This is a genomic window from Peterkaempfera griseoplana (genome assembly GCF_001418575.1).
Classification (GTDB): Bacteria; Actinomycetota; Actinomycetes; order Streptomycetales; family Streptomycetaceae; genus Peterkaempfera; species Peterkaempfera griseoplana.
In genome coordinates this window covers 1-11723 of record NZ_LIQR01000189.1, presented here as the reverse complement: position 1 = coordinate 11723, position 11723 = coordinate 1, and the positions used below count along the sequence as shown (strand labels likewise).

10 protein-coding genes are annotated in these 11723 nt (G+C 73.5%); 7 read left to right on the top strand and 3 right to left on the bottom strand.

Annotated features, from left to right (window positions below):
- Positions 1–1445 (top strand): ABC transporter ATP-binding protein (locus AOK09_RS15155; RefSeq protein ID WP_055587716.1); only part of this gene is annotated, 1445 nt, incomplete at its 5' end.
- A 78-nt stretch (positions 1446–1523) separates the two neighbouring features.
- Here the strand turns inward: AOK09_RS15155 and AOK09_RS15150 are convergent.
- On the bottom strand, positions 1524–1877 hold the full coding sequence (locus tag AOK09_RS15150) for an arsenate reductase family protein (RefSeq protein ID WP_055587715.1): 354 nt from the start codon (positions 1875–1877) through the stop codon (positions 1524–1526).
- Between the two features lie 197 nt (positions 1878–2074).
- Between AOK09_RS15150 and AOK09_RS15145 the strand changes: the two genes are divergently transcribed.
- The 5 genes from AOK09_RS15145 to AOK09_RS15125 all read left to right on the top strand — a co-directional run bounded on the left by AOK09_RS15145 (position 2075) and on the right by AOK09_RS15125 (position 8700).
- Positions 2075–3847, top strand: coding sequence for an AMP-binding protein (locus AOK09_RS15145; protein ID WP_217698431.1), 1773 nt, complete (start codon positions 2075–2077; stop codon positions 3845–3847).
- Between the two features lie 93 nt (positions 3848–3940).
- Positions 3941–4798 carry a TIGR02452 family protein gene (locus AOK09_RS15140; protein ID WP_055587714.1) on the top strand — a complete coding sequence of 286 codons (858 nt, stop codon included), beginning with the start codon at positions 3941–3943 and terminating at the stop codon, positions 4796–4798.
- Positions 4799–4915: 117 nt separating this feature from the next.
- On the top strand, positions 4916–5464 hold the full coding sequence (locus AOK09_RS15135) for a PadR family transcriptional regulator (protein ID WP_055587713.1): 549 nt from the start codon (positions 4916–4918) through the stop codon (positions 5462–5464).
- A gap of 54 nt (positions 5465–5518) precedes the next feature.
- On the top strand, positions 5519–7240 hold the full coding sequence (locus AOK09_RS15130) for an acyl-CoA dehydrogenase family protein (protein WP_055587712.1): 1722 nt from the start codon (positions 5519–5521) through the stop codon (positions 7238–7240).
- A gap of 137 nt (positions 7241–7377) precedes the next feature.
- On the top strand, positions 7378–8700 hold the full coding sequence (locus AOK09_RS15125) for a serine hydrolase domain-containing protein (RefSeq protein WP_055587711.1): 1323 nt from the start codon (positions 7378–7380) through the stop codon (positions 8698–8700).
- A 64-nt stretch (positions 8701–8764) separates the two neighbouring features.
- On the opposite strand, the gene fdhA is transcribed toward AOK09_RS15125, so the two are convergent.
- Entirely contained in the window at positions 8765–9985 is a 1221-nt protein-coding gene (gene fdhA / locus AOK09_RS15120; RefSeq protein ID WP_055587710.1) for a formaldehyde dehydrogenase, glutathione-independent, read from the bottom strand.
- Between the two features lie 248 nt (positions 9986–10233).
- Between fdhA and AOK09_RS41105 the strand changes: the two genes are divergently transcribed.
- On the top strand, positions 10234–10821 hold the full coding sequence (locus tag AOK09_RS41105; RefSeq protein ID WP_055587709.1) for a hypothetical protein: 588 nt from the start codon (positions 10234–10236) through the stop codon (positions 10819–10821).
- An 82-nt stretch (positions 10822–10903) separates the two neighbouring features.
- On the opposite strand, the gene AOK09_RS15110 is transcribed toward AOK09_RS41105, so the two are convergent.
- Positions 10904–11723 (bottom strand): DUF5925 domain-containing protein (locus AOK09_RS15110; protein ID WP_055587708.1); only part of this gene is annotated, 820 nt, incomplete at its 5' end.

The window sequence follows — 11723 nt, the reverse complement described above, 5'->3', positions numbered from 1 at the left end:
TGGCCTTCTTCACCCGCACCCGCACCGGTGAGGTGCAGTCGAGGATCGCCAACGACATCGGCGGGATGCAGTCCACCGTCACCTCCACCGCCACCTCGCTGGTCTCCAACCTCACCGGAGTGGTGGCCACCGTCGTCGCCATGGTCGCCCTGGACTGGCGGCTCACCGTGGTGTCGCTGCTGATGCTGCCGCTCTTCGTGTGGATCAGCCGCCGGGTCGGCAACGAGCGGAAGAAGATCACCTCCCAGCGGCAGAAGCAGCTGGCCGTGCTGTCCACCGCCGTCCAGGAGTCCCTGTCGGTGAGCGGCATCCTGCTGGGCCGCACCATGGGCCGCAGCGACTCGCTCTCCCGCGAGTTCACCGAGCAGTCCGACAGCCTCGCCGAGCTGGAGGTGCGCTCCAGCATGGCCGGGCGGTGGCGGATGTCCACCATCCAGATCGTCATGTCGGCGATGCCCGCCGTCGTCTACTGGGCCGCCGGGCTGGCCACCGCCGCCGGCAGCCCCGTGGTGTCGCTGGGCACCCTGGTCGCCTTCGTCTCGCTGCAGCAGGGCCTCTTCCGCCCCACCGTCTCGCTGCTGGCCACCGGCGTCCAGGTGCAGACCTCACTGGCGCTCTTCCAGCGCATCTTCGAGTACCTGGACCTGCCCGTGGAGGTGGCCGAGCCCGCCCACCCGGTCCGCCCGGACCGCATCCGCGGCGATGTCCGCTTCGAGGGCGTCGGGTTCGCCTACGACCCCTCGGCGGCCCGGCCCACCCTCACCGGGATCGACCTGGCCGTCCCGGCCGGCGGCAGCCTCGCCGTGGTCGGCGGCACCGGCTCCGGCAAGACCACCCTCAGCTATCTGGTGCCGCGGCTGTACGACGCCACCGCCGGCCGGGTCACCCTGGACGGCATCGACGTCCGCGACCTCTCCTTCGGCACCCTCGCCGCGGCCGTCGGCGTGGTCTCGCAGGAGACCTATCTCTTCCATGCCTCGGTGGCCGAGAACCTGCGCTTCGCCAAACCCGACGCCACCGACGAGGAGCTGACCGAGGCGGCCCGCGCCGCACAGATCCACGACCACATCGCGGCCCTGCCCGACGGCTACGACACCGTGGTCGGTGAGCGGGGCTACCGCTTCTCCGGCGGGGAGAAGCAGCGGCTGGCCATCGCCCGCACCATACTGCGCAACCCGCCGGTGCTGATCCTCGACGAGGCCACCAGCGCCCTGGACAACCGCACCGAGCAGGCCGTGCAGCGGGCCGTGGACGCCCTCGCCGAAGGCCGTACCACCATCACCATCGCCCACCGGCTCTCCACCGTCCGCGACGCCGACCGGATCGTGGTCCTGGAGGGCGGCCGCATCGCCGAACAGGGCACCCACGACGAGCTGATGGCCCTGGGCGGACGCTACGCGGCGCTGGTCGCCCGCGACGACCTGGTCGCAGCCGACGCCGTCTGACGCCGTCCACCGTCCGATGCCGTCCGGCGCCGGCCGGCAGGCCGCGACCCGGGGCGCGGCCCGCCGCGGACCGCCGGATCACAGCACGGAGCGGACCGCCTCCGGGGTGCGGCCGACCACCGCGTGCCCGTCGTCGGCGGTGATGATCGGACGCTGGATCAGGGACGGGTGCGCCGCCAGCGCCGCGATCCAGCGGGGCCGCTCGGCGTCCGTGCGGGGCCAGGAGGCGAGGCCCAGACCGGCCGCGGCGGACTCGCCGGTGCGGGTGATGTCCCAGGGCTCCAGGCCGAGCCGCCCCAGCACCGCGGCGATCTCCTCCTCCCCGGGCGGGTCCTCCAGGTAGCGGCGGACGGTGTACTCGGCGCCCGCGTCGTCCAGCAGTTCCACGGCGGAACGGCACTTCGAGCAGGCGGGATTGAGCCAGATCTCCATGGGCCCAGCCTACGGGCGCCCCCGGGCCGAATCCGTCCGGTACGACCTCTGGACTCCCGTGCGGGACCACTGCCACGATTCGCCACACCCCGGCAGGGAGCCAGGACTCGGCGATCAGGGGAGTGGCAGCGGTGGCAGCGCGAACGACCGGAGGCACGGACGGCGCCCCACAGGACGACCGGCCGCACCCCGTACCCATGGCCCCGACCCGGATGGTGGACGCCGACGCGGCCGGGGAGCGTGAGCCGGCGGAGCCGGAGAGACCGGGCTCCGGCCGGGACCGCCCCTGGTACCGGTTCTACGCCGAAGGCGTCCCGCACCGCGTCAGCATCCCCGGCATCCCGGTCACCGGACTGCTGGACGAGGCCGCCGCCCGCCACGGCCGCCGTACCGCGCTGGTCTTCTTCGGCCGCGGTACCCGCTACCGCGCGCTGCGGCGCGCCGTGGACCGCTTCGCCGCGGGACTGCTGGAGCTCGGGGTCAAGCGCGGCGACCGGGTGGCGCTGGTGCTGCCGAACTGCCCGCAGTTCGTGATCGCCTTCTACGCGGCGCAGCGCATCGGCGCGGTCGTCGTCCCGGCCAACCCCCTCTACACGCCCAGCGAGCTGCACCACCAGCTCGTCGACTCCGGCGCGGTGCTGGCGGTGGTCCACGACGGCGCGTACGCGACCGTCGCCGCCGCCCGTGCGGGGACCCCGCTCGCCCAGGTGGTCACCACCGGGCTCAGCGAGCAGTTCCCGCTCCGGCTGCGCCTGCTGCTGAGGCTGCCGCTGGCCAGGGCCCGTGCGTTCCGGGAGAGGCTGGGTCCGCCCCCGCCGGCCGACGCCGGCACGGTGCCCTTCACGGTGGTCGCCCGCACCCGCCGCCCACGCGGCGGGGTGCCGCAGGCGCCGGTGCACCCCCGCCGGGTCGCGGTGCTCCAGTACACCGGCGGCACCACCGGCACCCCCAAGGGCGCCATGCTCACCCACCGCAACCTGGTGGCCAACGCCCACCAGGTCAAGGCGTGGTACCCGCAGCTGCGGGAGGGACGGGAGACCGCCCTCGCCGTGCTGCCGTTCTTCCATGTGTACGGGATGACACTGGGCCTGACGGTGGGCCTGCTCGCCGGAGCCCGCACCGTGCTGCTGCCGACCTTCGACACCGACCTGGTGCTGCGGGCCGCCCGCCGCCACCGCCCCACCCTGTTCCCCGGGGTGCCGCCCATGTACGACCAGCTGCTGCGGCGCAGCCCGGAGGAGCTGCGGGCGCTGCGCACCCTGCGGAGCTGCATCTCCGGCGCGATGCGGCTGCCGCCGGAGACCGTGGACCGCTTCCAGCGGGCCACCCGGGCCTCCCTGGTGGAGGGCTACGGGCTGACCGAGGCGGCCCCGGTGGTGCTGTGCAACCCGTTCAACGCCAACGCCCGCCCCGGTACGGTCGGCATCCCGCTGCCGGGCACCGAGGTCAGGATCGTCGACGAGGCCGACCCGGAGGTCGACCAGCCGCCCGGGGTGGCGGGGGAGCTGATCGTCCGCGGCCCCCAGGTCTTCGCCGGGTACTGGCACGAACGCGAGGACTCCACCCGGATGCTGCACGACGGCTGGCTGTTCACCGGGGACGTCGCGGTGATGAGCCCGGACGGCTTCGTCACCGTGATCGACCGCCGCCGCGACGTGATCATCGCCAGCGGTTTCTCGGTCTTCCCCGCCGAGATCGAGGAGGTGCTGCTCACCCATCCCGCGGTGGCCGAGGCGGCGGTGATCGGCGTCCCCGACCCCTATCGCGGGGAGACCGTCAAGGCCTGTGTGGTCCTGCGGCAGGGGAGCGCGCTGTCGGCGCAGGAGCTGGAGGCCTGGTGCACGGCCAGGCTGACGGCGTACAAGGTGCCCAAGATCGTCGAGTTCAGGACCACGCCGCTGCCGCGGAACCTGATGGGCAAGGTGCTGCGCCGGCTGCTGCGCGAGGAGACCGCCCCGGGAGCGGTCTGAGCGGCGCGGGGCGGACCGAATCCGCTGTCGCGGGGCGTGCCGCAGGCGCCATGCTGGAACTGTGGCAACCAGGACCAGACCGAGGGACGGGACGTGAGCGCACGGCTGCGCGGGATCGCGCGGGAGACGGTGGAGATCACCGAGGCCGGGCGCTACCGGCTGCCCGGTGGCCGCGTCGTCGACATCGGCGGCGAGGTCGCGGCGGCCGTGGCAGGCACCCGGCTGTACGGTCCGGGTCCGGTCGACCCGGGACCGCCGGGGCCGCACGGCGCTCCGGTGGTGGAGGTGACCGGCGAGAGCAGTCTGCAGGCCGCCCGGCGGATGCTCACGGAGGCCGCCGAGCCGGTCGCCGTGCTGGACTTCGCCTCGGCACGCAACGCCGGAGGCGGCTTCCTCAACGGGGCACAGGCGCAGGAGGAGGCGCTCTGCCGGTCCTCCGCACTCCATGCCTGTCTGCGCACCGTGCCCGACTTCTACGCCGCGCACCGGGCCGACTCCAGCCCCTTCTACTCGGACCGGGTGATCCACGCCCCGGCCGTGCCGGTCTTCCGCGACGACCGCGGCGCTCTGCTGGAGCAGCCGTACCCGGTGGACTTCCTGGTGGCGGCGGCGCCCAACGCAGGGGTGGTGGCGGCACGGATGCCCGACCACGTCCGGATGGTCCCGGAGGCGTTGCGGATCCGGGCGGAGCGGGTGCTGGAGACGGCCGCCGCGTGCGGTCTGCGGCGGCTGGTGCTGGGGGCCTGGGGCTGCGGGGTGTTCCGCAACGACCCGGCTCAGGTCGCTGCGGCCTTCCACGGGCATCTGGCCCCCGGCGGCGGCTTCGGGGGCCGCTTCGGGCAGGTCGTCTTCGCCGTTCTGGACCGCCGCCCGGACTCCCCGGTCCGCGCCGCCTTCCGGGCCGCCTTCGGCCGGGCCGCGCACGGGCCCGAGCCCGTCCCCTTCGACTGAGCCCCGACGGAACCCCGGCCGGCCCCGCAAGCGCCACGGGCGCCCGGTCCGGTGAGCTGGGTCTCATTAAGTTACCCGTGAGTTGCTATGCAACAAGTTGCATAGCAGGATCACCCCATGGCCCTTGAGCACGCGATCCTCGTCTCCCTGCTGGAGCAGCCCGGCTCCGGATATGAGCTGGCCAGCCGCTTCGACCGCTCCATCGGCCGCTTCTGGACCGCCACCCACCAGCAGATCTACCGGGTGCTCAGACGGATGGAGGCCGACGGCTGGATCGCCGCCGAGGAGGTGGCCCAGGAGGGCCGACCCGACAAACGGGTCTACTCGGCGGCCGAGCCCGGCCGCAGGGCCCTGTCCGCCTGGCTGCGGGCCCCGGTGGAGCCCGAGACCGTCCGGCACGACCTGGCCGTCAAGATCCGCGGCGCCGCCTTCGACGACCCGTCCGGACGCGCCGGACTGGTCGCCGAGGTGGAACGCCACCGGGCCGCTCACACCGCGCTGCTGCACCGCTATCTGGCGGGCGAGCGGCGCGACTTCCCCGACCCCGCGGCCCTCGACGCCCAGCAGGCCCTCCAGCACGTGGTGCTGCGCGGCGGCATCGAGTACGAGCGGATGACCGTGGCCTGGCTGGACGACGTCCTGGCCACCCTGCACCGCCTCGGCTGACCGGGGCCCTCCCACCCACCACCTCCGAACCGACCAGGAAGGGGAGCTCCGACCATGGCGGACTCTCTGCTGTTCAACCCGCGCGGCTACGACCCGGCCCACTTCGACGAGGAGACCCGCCGGCTGCTGCGGGCCACCGTCGACTGGTTCGAGGCACGCGGCAAGAAGGCGCTGATCGACACCTACATCGACCGCACCTGGTACGCGGACTTCCTGGAGTTCGCCGCCAAGGAGGGCCTGTTCGCCGCCTTCCTGACCCCCGCCGCCGACGCCGAGGGCAACCCCGCCGCCCGCTGGGACACCGCCCGCAACGCCGCCCTCAGCGAGATCCTGGGCTTCTACGGGCTGGGCTACTGGTACACCTGGCAGGTCACCGTGCTCGGCCTGGGCCCGGTGTGGCAGAGCGCCAACCCGGCCGCCCGCGCCCGCGCCGCCGAACTGCTCGCCGAGGGCCACGTCATGGCGTTCGGCCTCTCCGAGCGCAGCCACGGCGCCGACATCTACGCCACCGACATGGTCCTCACCCCGGACGGCGAGGGCGGCTTCCGCGCCAGTGGCTCCAAGTACTACATCGGCAACGGCAACGTGGCGGGACTGGTCTCGGTCTTCGGCCGGCGAGCCGACATCGAGGGACCCGACGGCTATGTCTTCTTCGCCGCCGACAGCCGCCACGACGACTACCACCTGGTCAGGAACGTGGTGAACGCGCAGATGTACGTCAGCGAGTTCCGGCTGGAGGACTACCCGGTGCGCGCCGAGGACGTGCTGCACACCGGGCGGGACGCCTTCGACGCGGCGCTCAACACCGTCAACGTCGGCAAGTTCAACCTCTGCACCGCCTCCGTGGGCATCTGCGAGCACGCCATGTACGAGGCGGTCACCCACGCCCACAACCGCATGCTGTACGGACGCCGGGTCACCGACTTCCCGCACGTCCGGCGCGAACTGGCCGACGCCTACGCCCGACTGGCCGCGATGAAGCTCTTCAGCGCCCGCTCCGTGGACTACTTCCGCTCCGCGGGGCCCGACGACCGCCGCTATCTGCTCTTCAACCCGATGACCAAGATGAAGGTCACCACCGAGGGCGAGAAGGTGATCGACCTGATGTGGGACGTCATCGCGGCCAAGGGCTTCGAGGCGGACACCTACTTCGACAAGGCCGCCAAGGACATCCGGGGCCTGCCCAAGCTGGAGGGCACGGTTCACGTCAACCTGGCCCTGATCCTCAAGTTCATGGGCAACTACCTCTTCGCGCCCGCCGAGTACACTCCCGTCCCCACCCGCCAGGACCCGGCCGACGACGAGTTCCTCTTCCGTCAGGGCCCCGCCCGGGGCCTCGGCGCCATCCGCTTCCACGACTGGCGCACCGCCTACGACGCCCACGCCGGCATCCCCAATGTCGCCCGGTTCCGGGAGCAGGCCGACGGCCTCTGCGAGCTGCTGCGCTCCCATGCGCCCGACCCGGAACAGCAGCAGGACCTGGACTTCCTGCTCGCCCTCGGCCAGCTCTTCGCGCTGGTGGTCTACGGCCAGCTGGTGCTGGAGCAGGCCGGGATCACCGGGCTCGACAGCGACCTGCTGGACGAGATCTTCGATGTGCTGGTGCGCGACTTCTCCGGGTACGCCACCGAGTTGCACGGCAAGGCGTCCGCCACCGCGGAGCAGGCGGCCTGGGCACTGACCCAGATCCGCCGCCCGGTCGCCGACGCTGGACGGTCCGCCCGGGTCTGGGCCCAGGTCGAGACGCTCGCCGGCGCCTATGAGATGCAGCCCTGACCGCCCGTCCGGACCGCGGCCGCCCCGGCGGCGCCCGCGGTCCGGACGCGGGCGGGGGCCCCTAGGATCGACTGGACGGACAGGCCTGACAGGCCTGGGGATCCGGCCTGTCGGATCGGCCGAGGGAGAGGGCGAGCATGCTGGACGGACTGGCGGAGCAGTGCACGCAGGCGCTGGCGGAGTACGGCTGCCCCTCGGTGTCGGTCGCCGTGGCCGAACAGGGCGAGGTGGTGCTGGCCGAGGCATACGGCCAGGCGGACACGGCCACGGGGCGCCCCGCCACCCCCGGCACCGTGTACGGGCTGGCGTCCGTCACCAAGCCGATCACCGCCACCGCCGTCTGCCTGGCCGCCGACCAGGGACTGCTGGACCTGGACGCACCGCCGGCGGGCGACCACCGGAAGAATCCGCCGACGCTGCGTCAGCTGCTCTGTCACCGCGGAGGGTTGGGCGCGCACTACGACTTCCACTACGGCGGCGGCGACCGTCCGATCGACGCCACCCGCTACGAGGTGCAGTACCGGGAGCCGGGTACCGGCTTCGAGTATGCGAACCTCGGCTACGCGCTGCTCGGCCGGGAGCTGGAGGCGGTCACCGGCCAGGACCTCGGCGGCTTCGTCCGGGAGCGGGTGTTCGAGCCGCTGGGGCTCACCCGCTGCCGGCTCGGGCCGCGGTACCCCGGTCCGGCGCCGTCAGCGGTGCGGTACACCGTGGACGGCCGCGTCTGTCCGCCGTGCGACACCAGCCACCCCGGGGCGTCGCTTGGCTGGGCCACCGCCGGGGAACTCGCGCTCTTCGCGCAGACGTACCACCGGCTGCTGAAGCCGGGGACGGCCGCCGCCGTGCTGCGGGCCGAGCCGTTGAACGCCCGGCTGGGGTACGGGCTGGGCTGGTGCGTCTCCCACGGCGGCGGGCCGGTGGTGCAGAGCCACGGCGGAGGGATGGGCGGGGTGGCGGCCATGGTGGCCGCGGTGCCCGCGCAGCAGCTCTCCGTCGCCGTGCTGACCAACTCGACCCGCAAGGCCGCCCGGGACGCGGTGTTCCACCGGATCATGGCGGAGCTGGTCCCGGGGTACCGCGCCGAACTGGTCGACCCGGCGGTCCCCGACCCCGAGCGTCCGCTGGAGCTGCCCGCGGGGAGCTGGGCGGGCACCGTCGGCACCCCGGAGGGCGAGCTGCCGGTGACCCTGCGGCTGGCGGCGGACGGCCGGGTGGAGCTGCGGCTGGCCGGCCGCGGCGCCACCGCGCCCGCGACCGCCTCCGCCGCCTGGGACCTGCGGGCCGCCTTCGCCCTGCAGCTCCCGACCGCGGACGCCCGGATCAACAGCCCCCTGCTCTCCGTCGCCCTGCGGCGGGAGGCGGGCGGGCTCACCGGTGTGGCCTGCGCCTGGAAGGCCGGGGACGGCGATGGCCTGCTGGGCAACTACCTCAGCCACCCCTGCCGGTTCACACCCTGCTGAGTCCCCGCGCCGGGGACCCCACTGTGCCGGCGGGCACGGGCCCGCCGGCCCAGGCGGCCGGGTGTCAGACCGGGGACTGCATCCCGTGCGGGTCGAGGACGTACTTGCGGGCCGCCCCGGCGTCGAACTCCCGGTAGCCGCGTGGCGCCTCCTCCAGCGGGATCGCGGTGGCGTTGACCGCGTCGGCGATGTGCACCCGGTCGTGCAGGATCGCCTGCATCAACTGCCGGTGGTAGCGCATCACCGGACACTGCCCGGTGGTGAAGGAGAGGGACTTCGCCCACCCCAGGCCGATCCTGATCGACAGCGAGCCGGACCTCGCCGCCTCGTCGGACGCTCCCGGGTCGCCGGTGACATAGAGGCCCGGGATGCCCACGGCCCCGCCCGCGGCGGTGACGTCCATGACCGTGTTGAGCACCGTCGCGGGGCGCTCCTGCGCCGCGTCGCCGCCGTGTCCGCGCGCCTCGAACCCCACGGCGTCGACCGCGCAGTCCACCTCGGGAACGCCGAGGAGCTGCTCGATCTGGTCCCGGGGGTCGCCCTTGGAGACGTCGACGGTCTCGCAGCCGAAGCTGCGGGCCTGCGCCAGCCGCTCCGGGTTGAGGTCTCCCACGACCACCACGGCGGCGCCCAGCAGCTGGGCCCCGGCCGCCGCGGCCAGCCCCACCGGTCCGGCCCCGGCGACGTACACCGTGGAGCCGACGCCCACCCCGGCGGTGACGCAGCCGTGGAAGCCGGTGGGGAAGATGTCCGACAGCATGGTGAGGTCGCGGATCTTCTCCAGCGCCTGGTCGCGGTCGGGGAAGACCAGCACGTTCCAGTCGGCGTACGGCACCAGGACGTACTGGGCCTGGCCGCCGACCCAGCCGCCCATGTCCACGTAGCCGTAGGCGGAGCCGGGCCGGTCCGGGTTCACATTGAGGCAGATCCCGGTCTTGCCCTCCTTGCAGTTGCGGCACCGCCCGCAGGCGATGTTGAAGGGGACGGACACCAGATCGCCGACCTTGACGAACTCCACGTCCCGGCCGGTCTCCACCACCTCGCCGGTGATCTCGTGCCCCAGCACCAGACCGGCCGGGGCGGTGGTGCGGCCGCGGACCATGTGCTGGTCGCTGCCGCAGATGTTGGTGGCGACGCACTTGACGATCACGCCGTGCTGGCACTGGCGTCCCACGTTGTCCGGGTGCACACCCGGACCGTCCTTGACCACGAACTCCGGGTAGTCGATCGTCTCGACCTCGACCCGGCCCGGTTCCTTGTACACGACCGCCTTGTTGCCCGGCATGGTCCGACCTCCGCTGCTCGTCCACGACTGTCCGCCGACGACTCGGTCCACCCCCTCGCTTCCAGGGTGCCGCTGCCCCGGAGCCGTCGCAGAACCTCAGCCGGCTGCGAGGGATTCCGGCCCGTCCAGCGACGCACCATGCAACCGGTGGGTAACAGTACGTACTTTTTTCGGGCGAGAGGTGTCATATCGGGCATGGCGGGAATGACCACCGGGGTCCCGACAGGCAACGCAGACAGGGAGGCACTGTGCCCCGCTCGACCAAGCGCACGGCAGTGACCGTGGCGACCTCGCTCCTGGTGGCGGCCGGAGCCGTCGGCGCCACCCTCGCCACGCACTCCGGCAACGGCGGCGCAGCCGGCGGTGCCACCGCGGCCCGGCAGGGTGCCGCGGCCCCGCTCGCCGAGGTCCGCACCGTGGCGGACACCCGGCCCGCCGAGGTTCCGGCCGGATTCGTCGACCTGCCCACCAGTCCGGTGTCGGCCGACGGCCAGGCCCACGACCTGACCGTCCACTACCGCAACACCGGGACGGCCACCCGCACCGTCGCGCCGCAGATCCTGGTCGAGTCCCCGGACTCCGGGCCCTATCTGGCACCCGCCGACGTGAAGCTGGAGCAGCTCGACCCCGCCGACGGTCAGTGGCGGACCGTGCAGCTGGGCACCCAGACCGGGACGCTGTACACCACCATCCCCGCCTCGGGCCGGCAGCTGCCCCCCGGCGCCGACCTGGTGGTCGGCTACCGGGTGACGGTCCAGCCGAGCAGCAGCGCCGCCGCCCGGGTGGCGGTTCTGCAGCCGAGGGTGGTGCTCTTCGGACCGGCCGTCGGGTCCTGACCGCGTGGCGCACGCACCGGGCGGGGCCGGGGAGCCGCGCGGGACGGAGGCCGGCTGAGGAGCACCGCCGGGCCCCGGCGGCTCAGAGGTACAGGCCGTCGGAGGGCGCGGCAGGCGAGGGCAGCAGCGGAGAGCGCCCCCGCCGCAGGGCGAACAGCTCAGCCAGGGTGGCGGCGCCCGGCTGCGCCGGGGGCGCCGCGAAGGGCTCTGCCGTACCGTCCCCCGTGCCCCGGGTCAGCCAGCGCGCCGACTCCTCGGCGGTGAGCGGCCCCACCTCCACCCGGGCCAGGCAGCGGCCGGGCCGCACCACGGCGGGGTGCAGCCGCTCCACGTCCTCGTTGGTGGTGATCGCCACCAGGACGTTGCGGCCCTGCCCCAGCAGGCCGTCGGTGAGGTTCAGCAGCCGCGACAGGGCCTGGCCGGTGGCCCGTTTGGCGCCGCCGCGGATCAGCTCGTCGCAGTCCTCCAGCAGCAGCATCCGCCAGCGCTGGGCGTCGTCGTCCTCGCCTTCGTCGTCCTGGGTGGCCAGGGCGACCTGGAGCAGATAGCCGGGGTCCGAGAACAGCTGCTCGGGATCGAGCACGCAGTCCACCCGGCACCAGTCGCGCCAGGAGCGGGCCAGCGTGCGCAGCACCGAGGTCTTGCCGGTGCCGGGCGGGCCGTGCAGCAGCAGCAGCCGTCCGGAAACCTCCTCGGGGCGCAGCTTCATCAGGGCGTCGAAGGCGTCGGCCACCGGTGCGGTGTAGTTCCGGCGCACCTCCGGCCAGGTCTCCGCGCTGATCCGCCGGGTGGTGCGGCTGGGTCCGTGTCCGGTGAGGTGCCAGAAGCCCATCAGGACGACGTCGTCCTCGACCGGCGGGGGCTCCTCGGCCCCGTCCACGGCCTCGGCCAGGATCCGCTCG

Bases quoted from the DNA above. Each gene is read 5' to 3' on its own strand.
- AOK09_RS15150 (WP_055587715.1), bottom strand. From the start codon at position 1,877: ATGGAGATCTGGCTCAATCCCGCCTGCTCGAAGTGCCGTTCCGCCGTG.
- AOK09_RS15145 (WP_217698431.1), top strand. From the start codon at position 2,075: ATGGCCCCGACCCGGATGGTGGACGCCGACGCGGCCGGGGAGCGTGAG.
- AOK09_RS15135 (WP_055587713.1), top strand. From the start codon at position 4,916: ATGGCCCTTGAGCACGCGATCCTCGTCTCCCTGCTGGAGCAGCCCGGC.
- AOK09_RS15130 (WP_055587712.1), top strand. From the start codon at position 5,519: ATGGCGGACTCTCTGCTGTTCAACCCGCGCGGCTACGACCCGGCCCAC.
- AOK09_RS15125 (WP_055587711.1), top strand. From the start codon at position 7,378: ATGCTGGACGGACTGGCGGAGCAGTGCACGCAGGCGCTGGCGGAGTAC.
- fdhA (WP_055587710.1), bottom strand. From the start codon at position 9,985: ATGCCGGGCAACAAGGCGGTCGTGTACAAGGAACCGGGCCGGGTCGAG.